24 protein-coding genes are annotated in these 20,315 nt (G+C 54.1%); 3 read left to right on the forward strand and 21 right to left on the reverse strand.

The features are described from left to right. The 9 genes from FCH32_RS16755 to fkpA form a co-directional block, all read right to left on the reverse strand. Positions 1–99, reverse strand: a 99-nt coding sequence (locus FCH32_RS16755) for a GTP-binding protein (protein WP_001363157.1), incomplete at its 3' end; no start/stop codon positions are given. A 70-nt stretch (positions 100–169) separates the two neighbouring features. Beyond that, positions 170–2,284 (reverse strand): elongation factor G, encoded by a 2,115-nt coding sequence (gene fusA, locus FCH32_RS16760; protein ID WP_096759315.1) that lies wholly within the window; start codon positions 2,282–2,284, stop codon positions 170–172. A gap of 96 nt (positions 2,285–2,380) precedes the next feature. Continuing rightward, positions 2,381–2,851: a 30S ribosomal protein S7 gene (gene rpsG, locus FCH32_RS16765; RefSeq protein ID WP_016154763.1), complete on the reverse strand. Its 471-nt coding sequence runs from the start codon at positions 2,849–2,851 to the stop codon at positions 2,381–2,383. A 95-nt stretch (positions 2,852–2,946) separates the two neighbouring features. Next, a complete protein-coding gene (rpsL, locus tag FCH32_RS16770) occupies positions 2,947–3,321 on the reverse strand; it encodes a 30S ribosomal protein S12 (protein ID WP_003023654.1) in 375 nt (124 codons plus the stop codon). Positions 3,322–3,446: 125 nt separating this feature from the next. Continuing rightward, positions 3,447–3,734: a sulfurtransferase complex subunit TusB gene (tusB, locus tag FCH32_RS16775; protein ID WP_115257339.1), complete on the reverse strand. Its 288-nt coding sequence runs from the start codon at positions 3,732–3,734 to the stop codon at positions 3,447–3,449. Between the two features lie 6 nt (positions 3,735–3,740). Further along, positions 3,741–4,100, reverse strand: coding sequence for a sulfurtransferase complex subunit TusC (tusC, locus tag FCH32_RS16780; protein ID WP_096759313.1), 360 nt, complete (start codon positions 4,098–4,100; stop codon positions 3,741–3,743). Further along, positions 4,100–4,486, reverse strand: a complete 387-nt coding sequence (gene tusD / locus FCH32_RS16785; protein ID WP_115257337.1) for a sulfurtransferase complex subunit TusD — start codon at positions 4,484–4,486, stop codon at positions 4,100–4,102. Before tusD ends, tusC begins: the two co-directional genes overlap by 1 nt. Beyond that, positions 4,486–5,208 (reverse strand): helix-turn-helix transcriptional regulator, encoded by a 723-nt coding sequence (locus FCH32_RS16790; RefSeq protein WP_003023643.1) that lies wholly within the window; start codon positions 5,206–5,208, stop codon positions 4,486–4,488. The genes tusD and FCH32_RS16790 overlap by 1 nt, the downstream gene beginning before the upstream one ends. Positions 5,209–5,373: 165 nt before the next feature. After that, a complete protein-coding gene (gene fkpA, locus FCH32_RS16795) occupies positions 5,374–6,192 on the reverse strand; it encodes an FKBP-type peptidyl-prolyl cis-trans isomerase (RefSeq protein ID WP_115257336.1) in 819 nt (272 codons plus the stop codon). A 231-nt stretch (positions 6,193–6,423) separates the two neighbouring features. Between fkpA and FCH32_RS16800 the strand changes: the two genes are divergently transcribed. Further along, on the forward strand, positions 6,424–6,642 hold the full coding sequence (locus tag FCH32_RS16800; RefSeq protein ID WP_003023639.1) for a protein SlyX: 219 nt from the start codon (positions 6,424–6,426) through the stop codon (positions 6,640–6,642). 113 nt (positions 6,643–6,755) lie between these two features. Here the strand turns inward: FCH32_RS16800 and slyD are convergent, their stop codons facing one another. The 4 genes from slyD to kefG all read right to left on the reverse strand — a co-directional run bounded on the left by slyD (position 6,756) and on the right by kefG (position 10,034). Beyond that, the gene (slyD, locus tag FCH32_RS16805) at positions 6,756–7,373 is read right to left on the reverse strand and encodes a peptidylprolyl isomerase (protein ID WP_115257335.1); all 618 of its coding nucleotides are present in this window, start codon (positions 7,371–7,373) and stop codon (positions 6,756–6,758) included. A 94-nt stretch (positions 7,374–7,467) separates the two neighbouring features. Further along, positions 7,468–7,668, reverse strand: coding sequence for a YheV family putative zinc ribbon protein (locus FCH32_RS16810; RefSeq protein ID WP_005121675.1), 201 nt, complete (start codon positions 7,666–7,668; stop codon positions 7,468–7,470). A 9-nt stretch (positions 7,669–7,677) separates the two neighbouring features. After that, complete coding sequence (kefB, locus tag FCH32_RS16815; RefSeq protein ID WP_135911301.1) at positions 7,678–9,483, reverse strand: glutathione-regulated potassium-efflux system protein KefB; 1,806 nt, start codon at positions 9,481–9,483, stop codon at positions 7,678–7,680. Beyond that, entirely contained in the window at positions 9,483–10,034 is a 552-nt protein-coding gene (gene kefG, locus FCH32_RS16820) for a glutathione-regulated potassium-efflux system ancillary protein KefG (protein ID WP_135912833.1), read from the reverse strand. The genes kefB and kefG overlap by 1 nt, the downstream gene beginning before the upstream one ends. Positions 10,035–10,165: 131 nt before the next feature. Here kefG and FCH32_RS16825 point away from each other — a divergent pair, with 131 nt between their 5' ends. Both FCH32_RS16825 and FCH32_RS16830 read left to right on the forward strand, forming a co-directional pair. After that, positions 10,166–12,070 (forward strand): ABC transporter ATP-binding protein, encoded by a 1,905-nt coding sequence (locus FCH32_RS16825; RefSeq protein ID WP_174361235.1) that lies wholly within the window; start codon positions 10,166–10,168, stop codon positions 12,068–12,070. A 16-nt stretch (positions 12,071–12,086) separates the two neighbouring features. Continuing rightward, positions 12,087–13,019, forward strand: a complete 933-nt coding sequence (locus FCH32_RS16830; RefSeq protein ID WP_117342446.1) for a LysR family transcriptional regulator — start codon at positions 12,087–12,089, stop codon at positions 13,017–13,019. An 83-nt stretch (positions 13,020–13,102) separates the two neighbouring features. Here the strand turns inward: FCH32_RS16830 and mdcH are convergent, their stop codons facing one another. The 8 genes from mdcH to mdcA form a co-directional block, all read right to left on the reverse strand. After that, positions 13,103–13,999 carry a malonate decarboxylase subunit epsilon gene (mdcH, locus tag FCH32_RS16835; protein ID WP_137362540.1) on the reverse strand — a complete coding sequence of 299 codons (897 nt, stop codon included), beginning with the start codon at positions 13,997–13,999 and terminating at the stop codon, positions 13,103–13,105. Further along, positions 14,000–14,617, reverse strand: coding sequence for a malonate decarboxylase holo-ACP synthase (locus tag FCH32_RS16840; RefSeq protein ID WP_117342447.1), 618 nt, complete (start codon positions 14,615–14,617; stop codon positions 14,000–14,002). It lies immediately after the preceding gene. 3 nt (positions 14,618–14,620) lie between these two features. Further along, positions 14,621–15,580: an AEC family transporter gene (locus FCH32_RS16845; RefSeq protein WP_115257328.1), complete on the reverse strand. Its 960-nt coding sequence runs from the start codon at positions 15,578–15,580 to the stop codon at positions 14,621–14,623. Between the two features lie 121 nt (positions 15,581–15,701). Then, positions 15,702–16,502, reverse strand: coding sequence for a biotin-independent malonate decarboxylase subunit gamma (mdcE, locus tag FCH32_RS16850; protein WP_117342448.1), 801 nt, complete (start codon positions 16,500–16,502; stop codon positions 15,702–15,704). After that, positions 16,502–17,335 carry a biotin-independent malonate decarboxylase subunit beta gene (locus FCH32_RS16855; protein WP_115257326.1) on the reverse strand — a complete coding sequence of 278 codons (834 nt, stop codon included), beginning with the start codon at positions 17,333–17,335 and terminating at the stop codon, positions 16,502–16,504. Before FCH32_RS16855 ends, mdcE begins: the two co-directional genes overlap by 1 nt. Further along, on the reverse strand, positions 17,328–17,627 hold the full coding sequence (gene mdcC, locus FCH32_RS16860) for a malonate decarboxylase acyl carrier protein (protein ID WP_062775705.1): 300 nt from the start codon (positions 17,625–17,627) through the stop codon (positions 17,328–17,330). Before mdcC ends, FCH32_RS16855 begins: the two co-directional genes overlap by 8 nt. A 9-nt stretch (positions 17,628–17,636) precedes the next feature. Next, complete coding sequence (locus FCH32_RS16865; RefSeq protein ID WP_135911298.1) at positions 17,637–18,494, reverse strand: triphosphoribosyl-dephospho-CoA synthase; 858 nt, start codon at positions 18,492–18,494, stop codon at positions 17,637–17,639. Next, positions 18,494–20,149, reverse strand: a complete 1,656-nt coding sequence (gene mdcA / locus FCH32_RS16870; protein ID WP_062775702.1) for a malonate decarboxylase subunit alpha — start codon at positions 20,147–20,149, stop codon at positions 18,494–18,496. Before mdcA ends, FCH32_RS16865 begins: the two co-directional genes overlap by 1 nt. Positions 20,150–20,315: the final 166 nt, after the last annotated feature.

Consider the following 20,315-nt stretch of genomic DNA (forward strand, 5'->3'; position numbering starts at 1 on the left):
GGTGATTGCAGCGGTCAGAGTAGTTTTACCGTGGTCAACGTGGCCGATGGTGCCGACGTTAACGTGCGGTTTTGTACGTTCAAATTTTTCTTTAGACACGGCTATATTCCTTACTATAGTGCTCTCCCCTTATAGAGAGAGCACGGGATTTTGGTTTTTAACCTGCGGCTTATTTACCGCGGGCTTCGATTACGGCCTGAGCAACGTTGTTCGGCGCATCATCATACTTCAGGAATTCCATAGAGTAAGATGCACGACCTTTGGTCAGAGAACGCAGCTGAGTTGCATATCCGAACATTTCAGACAGCGGAACTTCAGCATGAATCTGAACACCAGTAGCGTTAGATTCCTGACCTTTCAACTGACCACGACGACGGCTAAGGTCACCGATGACGTCACCAGTGTTCTCTTCCGGCGTTTCTACTTCAACCTTCATGATCGGCTCAAGCAGAACAGGTTTCGCTTTCTTAAAGCCATCTTTGAAGGCGATAGAAGCAGCCAGTTTAAACGCCAGCTCAGAGGAGTCAACGTCATGGTAAGAACCGAAGTGCAGACGCACGCCCAGATCAACAACCGGATAGCCAGCCAGCGGGCCAGATTTCAGCTGTTCCTGGATGCCTTTATCAACGGCCGGGATGTATTCGCCAGGAATTACACCACCTTTGATGTCGTTGATGAACTCGTAGCCTTTCGGGTTTGAACCCGGCTCCAGCGGGTACATGTCGATAACAACATGACCGTACTGACCGCGACCACCAGACTGCTTAGCGTGTTTACCTTCGATATCGGTAACTTTCGCGCGAATCGCTTCACGGTAAGCAACCTGAGGTTTACCGACGTTCGCTTCAACGTTGAATTCACGCTTCATGCGGTCAACGATGATGTCGAGGTGCAGCTCACCCATACCGGCGATAATGGTCTGGTTAGATTCTTCGTCAGTCCATACGCGGAAAGACGGGTCTTCTTTAGCCAGACGGCCCAGAGCCAGACCCATTTTTTCCTGGTCAGCTTTGGTTTTCGGTTCTACCGCGATGGAGATTACCGGCTCAGGGAATTCCATACGCTCCAGAATGATCACGTGGTCTGGATCACAAATGGTGTCACCAGTTGTCACATCTTTCAGACCGATCGCAGCCGCGATATCGCCCGCGCGAACTTCTTTGATCTCTTCACGCTTGTTGGCGTGCATCTGTACGATACGACCAAAACGTTCACGAGCCGATTTCACTGGGTTGTAAACAGTATCACCGGAGTTAACCACGCCAGAGTACACGCGGAAGAAGGTCAGGTTACCCACGAACGGGTCGGTAGCGATTTTGAATGCCAGAGCAGCAAACGGCTCTTCATCGCTAGCGTGACGCTCAGCCGGAGTATCTTTACCGTCGTCCAGAATACCGTTGATCGCAGGTACGTCGATTGGGGATGGCAGGTAATCAATTACCGCATCCAGCATCGCCTGAACACCTTTGTTCTTGAACGCAGAACCACAGGTTACCAGGATGATTTCGTTGTTCAGAACGCGCTGACGCAGAGCAGTCTTGATCTCTTCTTCAGTCAGTTCTTCACCACCGAGGTATTTCTCCATCAGCTCTTCTGAAGCTTCTGCAGCGGACTCGATCAGGTTCTGGTGCCATTCTTCAGCCAGTTCCTGCATGTCTGCCGGAATATCTTCATAAGTGAAGGTTACGCCTGCGTCTTCTTCGTTCCAGTTGATGGCTTTCATTTTCACCAGGTCAACAACACCGGTGAAATGTTCTTCAGCACCAATAGCCAACTGCAGCGGAACAGGGTTCGCGCCCAGACGGGTTTTGATCTGACCAACAACTTTCAGGAAGTTCGCACCCATACGGTCCATTTTGTTAACGAACGCAATGCGTGGAACTTTATATTTGTTAGCCTGACGCCATACGGTTTCAGACTGCGGCTGAACACCACCAACTGCGCAGTAAACCATTACTGCACCATCAAGCACACGCATGGAACGTTCTACTTCGATTGTGAAGTCAACGTGCCCCGGGGTGTCGATGATGTTTACGCGATGCGGTTCATACTGCTTGGCCATACCAGACCAGAATGCAGTAGTCGCTGCGGAGGTGATAGTAATACCACGCTCCTGCTCCTGTTCCATCCAGTCCATGGTGGCTGCGCCGTCATGAACTTCACCGATTTTATGGTTTACACCGGTGTAGAACAGAATACGTTCGGTAGTAGTGGTTTTACCGGCGTCGATGTGCGCACTGATACCGATGTTACGGTAGCGCGCGATGGGTGTTGTACGAGCCATTTGATTCCTCGTTTATCTTTTAGGCGTTCAATTTAAGTAGCCCAAAGCGGGCTGCTTACAAGAAGCGCCCGCCTGGTGACTATTACTCCGAAGGGATTACCAACGGTAGTGTGCGAACGCCTTGTTGGCTTCTGCCATACGGTGAACGTCTTCACGTTTCTTAACTGCAGTACCTTTGTTTTCTGCAGCATCAGAAAGTTCGTTCGCCAGGCGCAGAGCCATGGATTTATCACCGCGTTTACGAGCAGCTTCAACGATCCAACGCATTGCCAGAGCATTACGACGAACCGGACGGACTTCAACTGGTACCTGATAAGTAGAACCACCAACGCGGCGAGACTTAACTTCGACAGTCGGGCGCACGTTTTCGAGGGCTACTTCAAAGGCTTCCAGGCCATCTTTACCAGAGCGCTGAGCCAGGGTCTCCAGGGCGCTGTATACGATGGTTTCTGCAGTAGATTTTTTACCATCTACCATCAGGATGTTTACAAATTTAGCCAGCAGCTCTGATCCGAACTTAGGATCCGGCAGAATTTTACGCTGACCAATGACGCGACGACGTGGCATGGGAATACTCCGTTGTTAATTCAGGATTGTCCAAAACTCTAAGAGTTTAGTTTGACATTAATATAAAACGTTTGGCCTTACTTAACGGAGAACCATTAAGCCTTAGGACGTTTCACGCCATACTTGGAACGTGATTGCTTACGGTCTTTAACGCCGGAGCAGTCAAGCGCACCACGAACGGTGTGGTAACGAACACCCGGAAGGTCTTTTACACGACCGCCACGGATCAGGATCACGGAGTGTTCCTGCAGGTTGTGACCTTCACCACCGATGTAGGAAGTCACTTCAAAACCGTTAGTCAAACGCACACGGCATACTTTACGCAGTGCGGAGTTTGGTTTTTTAGGAGTGGTGGTATATACACGGGTACATACACCACGTTTCTGCGGGCAGGCTTCCAGCGCAGGCACGTTGCTCTTTGCAACTTTGCGTGCGCGTGGTTTGCGTACCAGCTGGTTAACTGTTGCCATTAAATAGCTCCTGGTTTTAGCTTTTGCTTCGTAAACACGTAATAAAACGACCTCATACAATATGAGGACGCAGAATTTTAGGTCGGTGTCGAAAAGGTGTCAAGAAATATACAACGATCCCGCAATTACCAGGCAATCTGGTTGGGATGCTTCACCGTAAGTCTGACGAAGTCAGTATAGCTAACCCTGACGACACTGTCTGAAATTTGACCACCCAACCCGCGAGCCTTAATGTCTTCTTCCAGTACATAAACCTTAATGGAGGCATTTTGCAGCGTTTCAAGGAAACGGCTGCCTTCTATGGCTGCAGTCACGCCGTCCTGAAGCAATAAAAGCTCATCGTCTGCGCCAACAAGACGCAGCAGGGAGGAGAAGTCAGTCAGCCACGGTGAGCGATGTAGAGTATGCAGCATGCGCGTTTAGAACCTCATAATGACGTCATAGTTGCCCAGTTCACGGCGCAGTTCTTCAGGTTCAAGTACCGTCGCATCGACAACGAATTTCATGTCCGTATCAAGGCCACGTTCGCGCAATGAGGCAGCGCACAGCCAACATTGTTCTATATCGTACAGCCCCAACAATTTGAAGGTCGCAATATAGTCCCGTGCCAGAATGAGATCAGGTTTTTGCTCTGGCAGGATTTGGAAGACGCCGTCCCCGATAAAAAAGACGCCGAGATCTTCTGTTAGTGCTGATGTCGCCAGTAGTGCATCCAGACCTTCACGGCCCGATGCGCTCCCGTGAGGCACGGTGGAAAATACAAAAGCGATTCGATTCATTAGAACTGCACCACGCGATCGCACGTCAGGGATGCCTCAGCGAGCGAACCCAGCCCACTCAGGTTAAAACCCGCTTGTAAATTAGCCCCAGCCAACGCCAACCTCTCTGCTTCAGTTTCATCAACAACGCCGCGGCGTAGCGCCGCTGCCACGCAGATATTTAGCTCTACGCCATGCTGTTGATTAAGCTGTTGCCAGGCGCGAACCAGATCAAATTCATCACTGGCGGGCGACGTCAGCAGATTGGCGTTATACACGCCTTCACGATAGAAAAAGACACGGCTTAACTCATGACCTTCTTCAATCAATGCGTGAGCAAATTGCAATGCGCTGCTCGCCTGCTGCGTACCATAAGCAGGTCCAGTCACGACAATAGCAAAGCGCATTACTTGTCTTGCCCCTGGAAATCACCGCTCTTGAACTGGCGAATATAAAGATAAACCGTGTGCTTGGAGATGTTCAGGCGGTCAGCAACCTGGTTAATAGCATCTTTGATATCGAAGATACCTTTCTCATACAAGTTCAGGACAATCTGACGATTCTTCGCATTGTTGGAGACGTTACGATCGGCATTCACTTCTTCAATCGTGAACTCCAGCGTCTGGGTAACCAGATCTTCCACTGATGAGGCGAAGTTCACGGCAGAACCCACTTCTGGGGTTTCCGGTGGAATAAAGGTATTCATTATCTGCGAGAAAGGAACATCAAGGTTCATATTGATACACAGCAGACCAATTACGCGATGCTCACGGTTGCGAATGGCAATCGTCACCGACTTCATCAAGACACCGCTTTTCGCACGTGTGAAGTAACACTTCGACACGCTGCTATCCGCACCCGTCATATCATGCAGCATGCGCAACGCCAGATCGGTAATCGGTGAGCCAATTTTACGACCCGTATGTTCACCGTTAGCAATGCGAATAGCCGAGCATTTCAAATCCTGCAAAGAGTGCAATACGATTTCACAATGGGAACCAATGAGCATCGCCAACCCGTCCACTACCGCTTCGTAGGATTTAAGGATATCGAAGTCGGTTTGATCGAAAGGACGTTGATCCAGCAAATCTAGCTCACTGGTTTCGTTGGTTAAAAGCGACCTGGACATGAAAAAAAGCACTCCTTTTCAGGAGCCTGTCGTTATGTTGTCAGGGCAGGCTCATCACTATTAGGGGCATCTAAAGTAATACAGCGCACGAGGCGCTTTCCAGTATTAATTATATCCTGTCGATAATAAAAAACCGCCGCCCTGTGGGCGGCGGTTTTAGGTAACTTATTTTTTGCTGCTGTCTGCAGCTTTTTCAGCCGGGGCAGCATCTGGTTTAGCGTCGGCTTTAGGGGCCGGTTTGATGTCCAGCAGCTCAACATCAAACACCAACGTGGAGTTTGCCGGGATACCCGGAACGCCGGTTTTGCCATATGCCAGATCCGGTGGAATAACCAGCTGGATTTTACCGCCTTTCTTGATGTTTTTCAGACCTTCGGTCCAGCCTGGGATAACACCGTCAAGACGGAAAGATAGCGGCTCACCACGCGTGTAAGAGTTATCAAACTCTTTACCATCGATCAGTGTGCCTTTGTAGTTCACTACAACGGTATCGCTGTCTTTCGGTGCTTCACCAGTACCTGCTTTCTCTACTTTGTAGACCAGGCCAGTAGAAGAGGTTTTAACGCCTTTCTCTTTAGCAAACTTCTCGCGGTACACTTTACCTTTGGCTTCGTTATCAGCCGCGTCTTTTTCCATTTTCGCCTGAGCGGAAGACTTCACGCGCGCTTCGAACGCCTGCAGGGTTTGCTCGATTTCCTGGTCGGACAGCTTGCTCTTATCAGCAAACGCGTCCTGAACACCAGCGATCAGCTGGTCTTTATCCAGTTTGATGCCCAGTTTTTCCTGTTCTTTCAGGGAATTTTCCATGTAACGACCCAGAGACGCGCCCAGCGCGTAAGCAGATTTTTGGTCGTCATTTTTGAATGCGGCTTTGCTGTCAGCAGTAGCGGCTGGTTTCGCAGCATCGGCGGCGAAGGTGATCGGGGCATGTAGAGCTACGGCCATCGTGGTCGCCAGCAGCGTTACTTTAAACAGTGATTTCATCCATCTCTCCAGGGCCGGGGCATCTCACCCCAGGGTTAACTAACACAAAAATGTACTATAAAGCGTTGCAGAACAAATCAACATACGGGCACGCCCTATTATCACCACTTTTCAGACTCTTTTTGTTTAAATTAGTTTCGTTGCGAAGGAATGAGTGCTGTGCAAACAGACAAAGTTGAGTAAAATTCGCCGCAGTCCGCGATCTGCCGGAAATAACAGAAGAGGTGAATCATGCAGGATACAACGATGGAAACCCGCCTGGCTGAGCTGGAAAGTCGCCTGGCATTTCAGGAAATCACCATTGAAGAACTCAACGTGACGGTCACCGCTCACGAACTGGAAATGGCTAAACTGCGCGATCATCTGCGTCTATTGACGGAGAAGCTTAAAGCAACGCAGCCATCCCATATTGCGTCGCAGTCTGAAGAGACGCCACCACCGCATTATTAAGACGTAAAAAAAGCGGGGTTTCCCCGCTTTTTTTGTGCCGGATGACGACGTAAACGTCTTATCCGTCCTACGGTAGGCCTGATAAGCGTAGCGCCATCAGGCAATCATACCGATTAGTGGCAACCGCAGCCGCCGCCGTTACCTTTGCCTTTACCGCCGCCACCGCAGCAGCCTTCGCCGCCGTGTTCATGACCATGATCGTGGTCATGGCCGTGACCGCCGCAGCAACCATCGTGACCATGTTCGTGATCGTGGTCATGGCCGTTTGCACCGTGAACGTGGCCGTGAGCCAGTTCTTCTTCGGTTGCTTCACGGATAGCGATAACTTCTACGTTGAATTTCAGATTCTGGCCAGCCAGCATGTGGTTACCGTCAACCACGACGTGGTCATCTTCCACTTCGGTAATTTCTACCGGTACTGGACCCTGGTCGGTTTCCGCCAGGAAACGCATGCCAACCTGCAGTTCGTCAACGCCCATGAAGACGTCTTTCGGCACGCGCTGCACCAGGTTTTCATCATACTGACCGTAAGCGTCGTTTGCGCCAACAGCAACATCGAATTTATCGCCAACTTCGTGACCGTCCAGCGCTGTTTCCAGGCCAGAAATCAGGGAACCGTGACCATGCAGGTAGTCCAGCGGTGCACTCACCGGAGACTCATCAACCAACACACCGTCTTCTGTACGTACCTGATAGGCCAGGCTGACCACCAGGTCCTTTGCTACTTTCATGATATCTCCTGAGCATGGAAAGAATAGTGGCGCAGATTGTAGCGGAATTCTGCACCTGTGTACCCTCTAGCTTAAAAAAAGCTGCGGCATATCGCTAGTCCGGATGAAAAATCCCTATTACTTGCTCTTCTTTGCGAACGTGCTCGCGGGCTTCTTTATCCGCTTCCCGCATCTGGTGACCACACTTAACACACTCAACAATATCGATATTATTTTCGCGCCACATCGCCAGTGAATCCTGCGCCTGGCAGGATGGGCATTTTGCACCTGCAATAAAACGTTTACGAATTGCCATGGTTATCCTCTACTCAAATTCATCCCAGCCGTCCGGCTGACGTCGCTCTCGCTGCATTTCACGCTGGAAAATCTCTTCCAGTTCGCGCCTGGCTTCTCGGGCTCGAGAGATTTGTACCGTATCTGTGTGGATAGGGATCAGCTCCCGCAACATGCTCATGTCCAGCCGACGAAAATGCAGCTGGGCACGCTGCGCCTGATGCGGGTGCATCCCCAATGACACCAGCGTTTTTCGCCCCAACTCCAGTGCGCTGGAGAAGGTTTCGCGGGAAAACTGTGTCACACCAGCCTGTATTAACTCATGCGCCTCTACACGTCCGCGCGCGCGCGCAAGAATATGCAAATGTGGAAAATGCTGTTGGCACAATTCCACTAACTTCATCGTATCTTCGGGTTCGTTACAGGTAATGACGATCGATTGTGCCGCTTCTGCACCAGCAGAACGTAACAGTTCCACCTGCGTGGCATCGCCGTAATACACCTTATAACCGTATTTACGCATCAGGTTCACCGCGCTGATATCCCGCTCCAGCACGGTAATACGCATTTTGTTCGCCATCAGCAAACGCCCAATTACCTGACCAAAGCGGCCAAATCCCACCACAATCACCTGCGGCTTATCGTCTTCCACCCAGGGTTTTTCATCTTCTTCATCCGGGCCGTTAATCTGGCGGGAGAGCCATTTATCAATCAGCTTCATCAATAGCGGCGTGGTCATCATCGATAGCGTGACGGCCACCAGCAGCAGCGCCATTTGATCGCCCTGAAACAGTCGTTGCGAGGACGCGGTTGAAAACAGTACGAACGCGAACTCGCCCCCCTGGCTTAATACTCCGGCAAACTGCATCCGTTCCGAACTTCTCATGCCATTCAGGCGCGCCAGCACATACAGTACCAGCGCTTTAACCACCACCAGCACAATAACGCTTACCGCCACCCACAGGATATGGGTATACAGCACGCCAAGATTGAGCGACATCCCCACAGAAATAAAGAACAGCCCCAACAGCAGCCCCTTGAAGGGATCGATAGCCGTTTCCAGCTCATGTCGGTATTCGCTTTCCGCCAGCAACACGCCGGCGATAAACGTTCCCAGCGCCATCGACAGCCCCAGCGCGTCCATGAATAAAGCAGAACCGAGCACCAACAACAGCGTGGCGGCAGTAAACACTTCCCGCACGCCGGAATCCGCAATAAAGCGGAAAACGGGGCGCAGCAAATAGCGTCCACCAATCAACATGCCAGCAAAAGCCAGCACCTTCATGCCCACTTTGATCCAGTCAAAATGCTCATCGGCAGAGCCCGCCAATAACGGCACCAGCGCCAATGCCGGGATCACCGCCAGATCCTGAAACAGCAGTACCGAAAAGCCCAGCTGTCCGGATTCGCTGCGGTTCATCCCCTTTTCCCGCATCAACTGGAGCGCCATCGCAGTGGACGACATCGCCAGACCAATCCCTCCCACCACGGCTGCTTGCCAGGAGAAGTGGGTCAGCATCAGCAGCCCGGCCAAAATCACCGCGCTGAGCATCACCTGCGCGGCTCCGACGCCAAAGATAGAGCGCCGCAGTTGCCACAGTTTGGCCGGGTTAAGCTCCAGCCCAATAATGAACATCAGAAAGACCACACCCAGCTCGGCGAAATGGAGAATTTCATCCACATCGCTGATGAATCCTAATCCCCACGGCCCAATCGCCATCCCTGCCAGCAAATACCCTAACACCGGGCCGATACCCAGTTTTGACGCCAGCGGCACCGCCGCTACCGCCGCGAAGAGGAACAGCACTCCCGCAGTCAATAAATCAGAACCTTCCATCAGCGGCCTCCCGCAGGGATTGGATTTGCCAGCCATTCACCATACGCTTTGGCATGGCTGTCCAGTTCCTGCTTCGTTTGCCGTCTGGCCCAGTAAACGATGATGGGGCTCATCCAGTGCATTCGACACATACCGGCTGTCAGCTCAAAGGGGCGCAGCACATCGCTCATTGGATAGCGGTTCAGCGCGTCATAGCGGTACGCGCTTTCGGGTTCACCGGTGGTGATGACGCTCCGCCAGTACTTTCCCGCCAGCTGATTTCCTCCCAGCCCACTGGCAAACCCACGACTCAGCACACGGTCAAACCACTCTTTGAGCAGCGCTGGACAGCTATAGGTATACAGCGGATGCTGAAAAACAATCACATCATGGTCACGCAGCAGCGCCTGCTCATGCGGGATGTCGATAAAAAAATCAGGATAGTGCGCATAAAGATCGTGCACGGTAACGTTACTGAGCTGCATGGCCGGTTTAAGCAGCACCCGGTTCGCGACCGAGTCCTGAGATTCCGGATGGGCATACAGCAGCAAAACTTTCGCTGGCTGGAACATCATCCCCCTCCCGGTTATGTCTTTGTCTATTTTCGGCGTTTTGGGCTACCATTGCGCCTCGGTGCGGCAAACCGCCCACACATTACATTATCATAATGATAAATTAACATAGTCTGAACATACGGCGCCTTATGATTGTTTTCTCCTCGTTACAAATTCGTCGCGGCGTGCGCGTCCTGCTGGAAAATGCCACGGCCACCATTAATCCAGGTCAGAAAGTGGGCCTGGTGGGTAAGAATGGCTGCGGTAAATCTACCCTGCTGGCATTGCTGAAAAATGAAATCAGCGCCGACGCTGGCGGGTTTACATACCCAGGTAACTGGCAGCTCGCTTGGGTAAATCAGGAAACGCCCGCGCTTGCTCAGCCTGCGCTGGAATACGTCATTGACGGCGACCGCGAGTATCGTCAACTGGAAGCACAGTTGAACGAGGCCAACGAACGTAACGACGGGCATGCGATTGCCACCGTGCACGGCAAACTGGACGCCATCGACGCCTGGACCGTGCGCTCGCGTGCCGCCAGCCTGCTGCACGGCCTCGGTTTTTCTAACGAACAACTTGAACGCCCGGTCAGCGATTTCTCCGGTGGCTGGCGTATGCGTCTTAACCTGGCTCAGGCGCTGATTTGCCGTTCTGACTTGCTGCTGCTTGATGAACCGACCAACCACCTCGATCTCGACGCCGTAATCTGGCTGGAAAGATGGCTGAAAAGCTATCAGGGTACGCTGATCCTGATCTCCCACGACCGTGACTTCCTCGATCCGGTGGTGGATAAGATTATTCATATCGAACAGCAAACCCTGTTCGAGTACACCGGGAACTACAGCGCGTTTGAAGTACAGCGTTCCACTCGCCTCGCACAGCAACAGGCGATGTACGAAAGCCAGCAGGAGCGCGTGGCGCATCTGCAAAGCTATATCGACCGCTTCCGGGCGCAGGCCACCAAAGCCAAGCAGGCGCAGAGCCGTATCAAGATGCTGGAACGCATGGAGCTGATTGCCCCGGCCCATGTTGATAACCCGTTTCACTTCAGCTTCCGCATACCCGAAAGCCTGCCTAACCCACTGCTGAAAATGGAGAAGGTCAGCGCAGGTTATGGCGAGAACATTATTCTCGACTCCATCAAGCTGAACCTGGTGCCAGGGTCACGCATCGGCCTGTTAGGCCGTAACGGCGCGGGTAAATCCACACTGATTAAACTGCTGGCAGGAGAACTGGCGCCGATTAGCGGTGAAATCGGTCTGGCGAAAGGTATTAAGCTCGGTTACTTCGCCCAGCATCAGCTGGAGTTTTTACGCGCGGATGAATCGCCCATTCAGCATCTGGCCCGTATGGCGCCACAGGAGTTAGAACAGAAGCTGCGTGATTACCTCGGCGGCTTCGGCTTCCAGGGCGATAAAGTCACCGAACAGACCGCTCGCTTCTCGGGGGGTGAAAAGGCACGACTGGTACTGGCGCTTATCGTTTGGCAGCGTCCGAACCTGCTGCTGCTCGATGAACCGACTAACCACCTGGATCTCGACATGCGCCAGGCACTGACCGAAGCGTTGATCGATTTTGAAGGCGCACTGGTGGTGGTGTCGCACGACCGTCATCTGATTCGCTCCACCACCGACGACTTCTATCTGGTGCACGACAAGAAGGTTGAACCGTTCGACGGTGATCTGGAAGATTATCAACAGTGGCTGAGCGACGTACAAAAGCAGGAAAGTCAGAGCGATGAACCTGCAAAAGAGAGCGTCAACAGCGCCCAGGCGCGTAAAGACCAGAAGCGCCGTGAAGCCGAACTGCGCACCCTGACCCAGCCGCTGCGTAAAGAGATTACCCGTCTCGAAAAAGAGATGGAGAAGCTGCAGGCACAGCAGGCACAAGCGGAAGAAAAACTCGGTGACAGCGAGCTGTACGACCAAAGCCGCAAGGCCGAACTGACCGCATGTTTACAACAGCAAGCCAGCGCTAAATCGGGGCTGGAAGAGTGTGAAATGGCCTGGCTGGACGCGCAAGAGCAACTTGAGCAGATGCTGCAGAACGACTAACCACGAAAGGCGGACGATGAACTTATCAATCACCGATGATATTACCTTCCGCAAACTGACCATCTTCATGACCTTTATGGAGAAGGGCAACATCGCCCGTACCGCCGAGGCGCTGGATATCAGCGGCGTGAGCGTGCATCGGGCGCTGCATACGCTGGAAGAGAACGTTCGTTGTCCGCTGTTTGTACACAAAGGGCGTAACCTGATTGCGCAACCGGCGGCGTGGACGCTGCTGGAGTACTGTCAGGAAGTGACCCAGTTGATGGAACGTGGGCTGGAAGAGACGCGCAAAACGGCGGGCGTCGGTCAGGGCCGTCTGCGTGTCGGCACGCTCTACTCGTTAACGCTGGAAACAGTGCCACGCCTGATTATGGGTATGAAGCTACGTCGTCCGGATCTGGAAATGGATCTGACGATGGGATCAAACGAAGCCCTGCTGAATATGCTGGAGAGCGGTACCCTGGATGCGATTCTGATCTCGATCTCTGAAAGCGAGATCGACCGTAACAGTCTGGAAGTGTTGCCGCTGTTCCACGATGACATCTACCTTGCTGCACCGATCACGGCAGCGCTGGATCCCAGCAAAACAGCGGATCTTCGCAATTATCGCAATGAGAAGTTCGTCTCGTTGGCGGAAGGCTTTGCCACCTATGCGGGCTTCCAGGAAGCGTTTCATGTCGCCGGGTTTGAGCCTTCAATCGTCACTCGCGTGAACGATATTTTCTCGATGCTCAGTCTGGTGCAGGCAGGGGTTGGATTCTGTTTGATGCCAGGGCGAATGAAGAAGATGTATGAGAATACCGTGAAGCTGCAAAAGCTGTCCGAGCCCTATCAAATGCAGCAACTTATCGCGATTGTCTTTGCCCGCAACCGCGAGCGCGACCCGAGTTTGCTGGCGTTAGCTGCCGAAGGGCGGATGTATGCGCGGAGTTTGAAGAGCGGAGCCTGATTGCCGGATGGCAACGCTAACGCGTTTTATCCGGCCTACCGATTTTGTAGGCCCGATAAGCGCAGCACCATCAGGCAATACCACTATGCACGCAGCCGTTTCGCCAAATGTACAGCAACATCCACGCCGCTGCGTTCCAGCGAAATTGACTCCCCTTCCCACGCCGCCTGACGCGTCAGGCAGGTCAGCACACCGCCGGGTGGCATTTCAATCGCCAGCCGGGCTTCACGCTCATTGGCGGAGACAACCGCCTCCTGCCAGCGCACGGTGCGCGCCATATTCATCGCCAAATCGTCAGCAATGCGCTCCGGCTGCCACAGCACGCGTCCAGTGCTGCCGCTGAGATAAGCGTAGCGAGGACGAGAAAGTGTCACCTGGCTAAACGCCTCTGCCAATTTTTGCGCAGGTTCTGCCAGGAGTTCGCAGTGTGACGGTACGCTAACCGCCAGACGATGCGCTTTGCTCGCCCCTTTCTCCAACGCCCGTTTTGCCACTCCAGCCATTGCCTCATCAGTCCCGGCAATCACAATCTGCGTTTCGGCATTGAGGTTGGCGATATACGTTCCGCTCCCCGCCACCAGCGATTCCACCTGCGATAACGTCAGCCCCATGATCGCCGTCAGGCCGTAGCCATGTGGATAGGCCTGCTCCATCAAATCACCGCGCAACGCCACCAGTTTAAGCGCGTCGGTAAAGTCGAGCGCCCCGGCCACCACCGCTGCCGGATATGCACCAATCGACAGCCCGCTCACAATGTCTGGTGAAACGCCGCGACGTTCCAGCTCGCGCGCCCAGGCAACCCCGGCAATCAACAGCGCTAACTGTACCGCTCGGGTGTGTTGCAATGCGTCAGGGGAATCCAGCGTATCCGCTTCTGCACCCAGCACTTCACGTGCCAGCGCCAATTCCGTTCCCGGCAGGTTATGCAGCATCTCTGGATGCTGGGTTCCCTGTCCCGGAAAGGTGAACAGAATTTTCATTTACTCCTCCCTGCTCCACGGGTCGCTCACCAACCGCGGCCCCTGCGATGTTTTTAACAGTGCCCTGCCGTCGCGCAGCCATTCGTTTAGGGCAAACGCGCCATACGGCGTTTCTACCTGAGTGTCCGCGCGGCACAGGCCGTCCGTGAGCTGTTGCTGCCATTTTTCCAGCACCTCGCGTGATAGCGCCTGCGGGGCACGGATCAGCAAATCCAAATCGCTACTGGCATGAATCACCGGGATCCCGGTCGCCAGCGCATAACCGGTGCTACCGGTAATACCCCATATCCACGGCCACGCTTGCTGTGACAGCAACAAAGCCACCTGAACCGGTGGCTGAGAGATAAACGGTGAACGCAGCATCGCCTGCGGGTCAACCAGCGACTCCGGGGTACAGACGCGGGTGACGGCATCAGGATTCACCCAACCCGCCGCCCGCTGACAGCGCTTCATGCCGCGCACACCGACGGGGATACGCCCCGCCTCGTCAACATCACGCCGCACAACCACCGGCAGGCCGGTATGCCAAACGTCATCCACCCAGGATTCCGTGGTCTCTTCCAGCGCGTCACGCGCATTCAGCCAGATAAGATCGTGTGGGCGTAATGTTGAGGTCATGATTTACATTCCTGAAGTCAGCGAGATAAACAGCGGCAGCGACAGGATACACAGGACTGAGCTCAACAGCAGCACGGCTTCTGCATCCGGCGACTGCACGCCAAAGCGGTTACCGAACACCACACCGAAGAAACCGGCAGACAGCGCAATCATCAGAATAGCGGTAATGGCTACGGAGCCATGCAGACCGAAGATAAGCACGATGCCCCAGGCAATTGCAGGCTGAATCAGCAGCTTGGTAATAGTCGACGTAATGACCACGGTATTGATCTGCAGTTTACGGGCAGACAAGATAACCCCGGTCAGGAACAGCGCGGCGGCGGTTGCAGACAGGCCCAGCGGTTTAATGGCCGCCAGTACCAGTTCCGGCATTTTGATGCCGATCGCCGAGAGAATAACCCCCAACAGCGGGCCCATCACGATAGGTTTCTTGATAGAGCGCCACATCAATACCGGCAGCATTGACAGTGTGGAGCCGGTATTTCCACCTGCTGCCAGCGCTTTTTCACGCTCCAGAATCAGCAGGCAGAACGGCGTCATCAGCACGGAACCGCAGGCAATAGACACGGCAACCGAAAGCGACGTTGATGACGCTTCACCGAGGACGCTACCAAGAATCGGCAAGCCAAGCGCCGCGTAGTTTGGCAGCGCGACGGTCAACGTCAGCACGGCGGCATCCTGCGGAGATTTTTTGAAGACTTTGGTCGCCATAAAGTAGATGACGGCATAGGTAATCCACATTGCCAACGTCAGCACCACAATCAGCGGCGACTGCGCAACAATACCGGCCCATGGGGTTTGTACCGTCGCGCTAAACAGCGCAGCGGGTAAAGCAAAGTCCATCACGAAGATATTGAGCAGGGAGACGTTTTTGTTGTCCACCATTTTGGCCTTCCCGGCCCAGAATCCTAGTAGCATGATGACGAAAATCGGAGCAAGAGCATGAACAATTACGTAAGTCATATTTCACCTGTAATTTAAAAAGTTAGCACTGTCGCGATGATTATTATTTTTCAGATGCAGTGGCCCGCATGAGCGCACGAAAGCGCCCACGGAGCCTTATATCTGGCAGGTCTCTTTTTACTTACCAGCTTGCTCGCATACGTTCGCGTACGAGGGCAGAGCTGCGGCGATTGTCAGCGCCCAGACGGCTTTTCAGCGTTGGATCCTGACGAGCGTCATTGATGGCCTGCTGCAGGGTGTTTTTAACCTGCGTCAGATCGTTTGCAGATGGCGCATCTGGGTTGCTGATATCCAGCAGATTTTCCAGCAGCCCCAGCGTGGCGTAGTTGCTGATGTCGTACGCCATTGGCGGAATGGTTGCCGCCAGTTTTTCCAGCGCCTCAACGGAACGCAGCGTGATACGCGCGGCAGATTCTTTACCCATCGCATGAATCAGCACACCTTTGTCGTTGAACGCAATCAGACGGTTTGCCTGGTAACCGTGTGCCAGGAAGGCACCGGACATGGCTTTACCGACAATCAGGCCAATGACCGGGTGGCCCGCCAGACGCGCATTGGCATACGCCGCCGCAGCACCGGCCAGCGCCTGGTGAATACCGAAGCCTTCTTCACGACGACCGTATGCCTGGCTTGGCACATCAATCACCGCCACAATCGGACGTTTCACCGCGTTATTGGCGTCGGCTGCGATGGTTTCGCTCACCACTTTCGCCAGTGTCCAGCCTTCCAGCAGACCGACTTCACCGCCAGCAGCACGTGGGTAATGGTTATTGGCATCCGGAACAACGGCAATAAAGCGCACCGTTTCACCGTTCAGTTCACCATCAGCGGCCTGTACGGACGGGCACAGCCCGGCAATACGTTTAGCGTTCGGTACGAGGGTTTCCAGCCATAATTCGCCACGGCTTATTGAGTTACTCATCATTTCACCTCCCGGGCGAAAAGCGCATGAATCTGTTCGGTATCGGCCTGTTTACGGGTGTCGAAATTCGTTAAACGGTCGAGATACCAGTCGTAGTTATCGGTGCGGTGTTTTGCCGGTACGCCTTTTGCCAGCGCGTCGTTCATTGCCGCTTTCACGGCGTTAACGCCATCGCCGACCAGTGCTTCCACCAGCCCGCTTTGGTAGCGAATTTCACCACCGGTCATGCTCCAGATAAACGGACGGTCACGGGAGTCATACTCTTCAATCCCCGCTTCCTGCTCGATAACCTGCGGGCCGTTCAGCCCCAGACGCGCTTCACGGGTCACTATCAGGTAGCTACACAGTGCCGCAGCGATAGACATCCCGCCAAAGCAGCCCACGGTACCGGCGACAATGCCGACTACCGGGGTGTAACGACGCAGGTCAACAATCGCCGCATGAATATCGGCAATCGCCGCCAGGCCAAGGTTGGCCTCCTGCAAACGCACGCCGCCGGTTTCCAGGCTTAAAACAGCCTGAGTTGGGATGCCGTTGCGGTTATCTTCCGCCGCCAGCTCCAGCGCCGCTGCCATTTTGGCACCGGACACTTCACCCATGCTGCCACCCTGGAATGCGCCTTCAATCGCCACCACCACTGCCGGTTTGCCGTTGATGGTGCCTTTAGCAACGACCATGCCGTCATCCGACTGCGGAACGATGCCCTGCGCGCCAAGCCAAGGCGACATCACGCCGTCAAACGGGTCGAGCAGTTCGCGGTAGCTGCCTTCATCAAGCAGCGCGTGGGCACGCTGGCGTGCTTTTAATTCGATAAAACTGCTGTCATCACGCATGGCTCACCTCTTCAAATACCTGTTCGATACGAATACGTGCAACACCTGGGGTTGCACCAAAGTCGTGGATCGTCAGTTTTCCTGCAGGCAGGCTGCTGACCGTTTGCAGACGGTTCAACAACGCTTCCCAGCGACTACGGCTGTTATCGACAGAAGTGGTGATATCAATGGTTAACGTCTGGCTCTGGTCGGCGGTGAATAACACCTCCATATCCCCGGAGCCCACAACGCCTGCCAGCGCTTTACCGCTTAAGGTGCGGCTGGCCGGTACGGTTAACGTAATGTGTTCCATAACATCCTCTTAATGCTTTAAATACGGCGAATCGATGCGGTCAACAAACAAGGTGGCGGCGAGTAAATCTGCTGCCCCGCCCGGCGAGGCGTTCAGCGCCAGCATATGGCTATCGAGTGCGGCCAATGCCGCCTGACCTGCTGGATGAGCGCTGCCGCCAGCATTCAGCACCGCACGGGCGCCGTCCTGCATGGCATCCAGCCCTTCCATGCCTGCGCGAGACAGCACGCAGGTATCGGTCAGCGAGGTCATGATCGCCATCAGCGCGTCGAGTCTGGCGTGCGTTTCACTGCTGCCGTTAAACCGGCTTAAACGCAGTTGCGGCAGCGCACGTTGCATCACATGCGGAAACGCCTGCTGTGCCTCTTCACGTGCACCCGGCACCTGATAACGGTGCGTCGCACGCAGCCCTTTGCTGAACACTTTAGGTGCGGCGGCATCCGGCAGTTTTGCCAGTTCGGCGGCGGTCGCCGCGACCTGCTGTGCACTCGCGGTGCCACCGTGCATTGCCACCGCGCTCACCAACAATCCCAGTGCCCAAATCGCGCCACGGTGGGTGTTCACACCGTCCGTGGCCGCCATCATCTGTTGCTCGCCTTCGCGACCGAGTCGCCCTATGGTTTGTCTGAGCGCAATATCCGCTGGACGCTGCCAGCTTTGTTGCGCTAACGACTGAAATGTAGAGGTCAGGCTGTGCGCAGAGCGCTCCATTAACGCAAGCGACAAGTCGTGATGCGCGCCATTCCCCCGACTGTCCACCAGACCGGGTTTCGGGCTGAGTCGCGCTTCGTCAATCAGACACTGCGTGGCAGTTTGCGCCAGCCATTCGGCACCGCCTTCAACCTGAATCGGGGACAGAAGTTTCATTACCAGCTCCGGAATTTCGCAGGTGGGTTGTAAAGACCGCCAGACCATTCAACGAGATCGGACACGCTACCGGCGGCCAGCAGAGAACGGGTCGCGTCGGTACGACGAATGCCCATATCTTCTGGATACACCACCTTGCCACTCTGACGCAGTTCAGCGACGCGTTTCGCATCAACGCCCAGACCGATGTCGGTGATCCCGGCAACCGCAGCCACCATCGCCCGGCGCTCTTCAAGATCTTTTGCCCGGTAGAGGTAAGCGATCCCTTCTTCGGTCAGGACGTGGGTGACGTCATCGCCATAAATCATCACCGGTGCCAGCGGCATCCCGGAGGTTTTGGCGACTTCAACCGCATCAAGTTTCTCGACGAAGGTCGGTTTCACACCGGCCTGGAAGGTTTCAACCATCTGAACAACCAGTTTTTTACCGCGCTGCATTGGGTCAGGTTCGGTAATCATGTTCAGCCAGGCAGGTGTTGCATGACGACGGCCGTGCGGGTCATGGCCCATGTTTGGTGCGCCGCCGAAACCAGACAGGCGTCCACGGGTCACCGTTGAGGAGTTGGCATAGCCATCAACCTGCAAAGTGGAACCGATAAACATATCGACCGCGTACTGACCCGCCAGCTGACAGAAAGCACGGTTAGAACGCATTGAACCATCGGCACCGGTGAAGAACACGTCTGGGCGGGCACGGATGTACTCTTCCATCCCTAATTCACCGCCGAAGCAGTGCACGCTTTCAACCCAGCCGCTTTCGATAGCAGGAATCAGCGTTGGATGCGGGTTCAGCGTCCAGTGTTTACAGATTTTGCCTTTCAGACCCAGCTGTTCGCCGTAGGTCGGCAACAGCAGCTCGATTGCCGCAGTGTTAAAGCCGATACCGTGGTTGAGCGACTGGACCTGGTGTTCTGCGTAGATACCTTTAATGGCCATCATCGCCATCAGGATATGTTCTTGTTTGATCAGGCGCGGGTCACGGGTGAACAGCGGTTCAATGAAGAACGGCTTATCGGCGACGACCACGTAATCAATCCATGAGCCCGGAATATCAACGCGCGGCAGGTCGCATTCATCGTCGACCAGTTCGTTAACCTGCGCGATGACGATACCGTCATGGAATGCGGCGGCTTCAACCAGCGCCGGGGTATCTTCAGTACTCGCCCCGGTGTAGAGGTTACCTTTGCGGTCGGCTTTAAAACCGGCAATCAGCGCCACGTTTGGTGACAGGTCAACATACAGACGGGAGTAAAGTTCGATGTAGGTGTGGATGGCGCCAATTTCCAGCTGACCATCTTCCAGTAGCTGCGAAATACGCAGGCTTTGGGTACCGGAGAAAGAGAAGTCCAGCTTGCGAGCGATACCTTTTTCGAAGATATCCAGATGCTCGCTGCGTCCGACGCTGGGCATAATCATGTGCAGGTCGTGCACTTTTTGCGGGTTAACTTCAGCCAGCATGCGAGATAAGAAATCTGCCTGCTTTTGGTTATTCCCTTCTAATACCACGCGGTCACCCGGCGCGATAAGTAATTCCAGCATCGCGGTCAGGTCTGCGGTCGGCAGAACCTTGCCCTGCACCGGAACGGAAGCCAGACGCCGCTGTTTTTCTGTGCGGCGGGTGTTCCAGACTCGAGCTGGCGTTTGCCCAGATAACATTATTAACCTCCTGATTCAGCGAATCATTTTTGATTGCTTAACACTGGAAAGAGTGTGCGCTCTGGTGAGAAAGTCATCAATTAAGCGTAGGCGTGAATCATTAGCTTGAGAGTAATAATTGAAGTAACGATTTGTGATGAGGATCAATTTAAGCGGGGTAAGTAAA

The organism is Citrobacter gillenii (assembly GCF_013337685.1).
Classification (GTDB): domain Bacteria; phylum Pseudomonadota; class Gammaproteobacteria; order Enterobacterales; family Enterobacteriaceae; genus Citrobacter; species Citrobacter gillenii.

Coding starts and splice junctions, on each gene's coding strand:
- fusA (WP_096759315.1), bottom strand. CDS start 2,284: ATGGCTCGTACAACACCCATCGCGCGCTACCGTAACATCGGTATCAGT.
- rpsG (WP_016154763.1), bottom strand. CDS start 2,851: ATGCCACGTCGTCGCGTCATTGGTCAGCGTAAAATTCTGCCGGATCCT.
- rpsL (WP_003023654.1), bottom strand. CDS start 3,321: ATGGCAACAGTTAACCAGCTGGTACGCAAACCACGCGCACGCAAAGTT.
- tusB (WP_115257339.1), bottom strand. CDS start 3,734: ATGCTGCATACTCTACATCGCTCACCGTGGCTGACTGACTTCTCCTCC.
- tusC (WP_096759313.1), bottom strand. CDS start 4,100: ATGAATCGAATCGCTTTTGTATTTTCCACCGTGCCTCACGGGAGCGCA.
- tusD (WP_115257337.1), bottom strand. CDS start 4,486: ATGCGCTTTGCTATTGTCGTGACTGGACCTGCTTATGGTACGCAGCAG.
- FCH32_RS16790 (WP_003023643.1), bottom strand. CDS start 5,208: ATGTCCAGGTCGCTTTTAACCAACGAAACCAGTGAGCTAGATTTGCTG.
- fkpA (WP_115257336.1), bottom strand. CDS start 6,192: ATGAAATCACTGTTTAAAGTAACGCTGCTGGCGACCACGATGGCCGTA.
- FCH32_RS16800 (WP_003023639.1), top strand. CDS start 6,424: ATGCAGGATACAACGATGGAAACCCGCCTGGCTGAGCTGGAAAGTCGC.
- slyD (WP_115257335.1), bottom strand. CDS start 7,373: ATGAAAGTAGCAAAGGACCTGGTGGTCAGCCTGGCCTATCAGGTACGT.
- FCH32_RS16810 (WP_005121675.1), bottom strand. CDS start 7,668: ATGGCAATTCGTAAACGTTTTATTGCAGGTGCAAAATGCCCATCCTGC.
- kefB (WP_135911301.1), bottom strand. CDS start 9,483: ATGGAAGGTTCTGATTTATTGACTGCGGGAGTGCTGTTCCTCTTCGCG.
- kefG (WP_135912833.1), bottom strand. CDS start 10,034: ATGTTCCAGCCAGCGAAAGTTTTGCTGCTGTATGCCCATCCGGAATCT.
- FCH32_RS16825 (WP_174361235.1), top strand. CDS start 10,166: ATGATTGTTTTCTCCTCGTTACAAATTCGTCGCGGCGTGCGCGTCCTG.
- FCH32_RS16830 (WP_117342446.1), top strand. CDS start 12,087: ATGAACTTATCAATCACCGATGATATTACCTTCCGCAAACTGACCATC.
- mdcH (WP_137362540.1), bottom strand. CDS start 13,999: ATGAAAATTCTGTTCACCTTTCCGGGACAGGGAACCCAGCATCCAGAG.
- FCH32_RS16840 (WP_117342447.1), bottom strand. CDS start 14,617: ATGACCTCAACATTACGCCCACACGATCTTATCTGGCTGAATGCGCGT.
- FCH32_RS16845 (WP_115257328.1), bottom strand. CDS start 15,580: ATGACTTACGTAATTGTTCATGCTCTTGCTCCGATTTTCGTCATCATG.
- mdcE (WP_117342448.1), bottom strand. CDS start 16,502: ATGAGTAACTCAATAAGCCGTGGCGAATTATGGCTGGAAACCCTCGTA.
- FCH32_RS16855 (WP_115257326.1), bottom strand. CDS start 17,335: ATGCGTGATGACAGCAGTTTTATCGAATTAAAAGCACGCCAGCGTGCC.
- mdcC (WP_062775705.1), bottom strand. CDS start 17,627: ATGGAACACATTACGTTAACCGTACCGGCCAGCCGCACCTTAAGCGGT.
- FCH32_RS16865 (WP_135911298.1), bottom strand. CDS start 18,494: ATGAAACTTCTGTCCCCGATTCAGGTTGAAGGCGGTGCCGAATGGCTG.
- mdcA (WP_062775702.1), bottom strand. CDS start 20,149: ATGTTATCTGGGCAAACGCCAGCTCGAGTCTGGAACACCCGCCGCACA.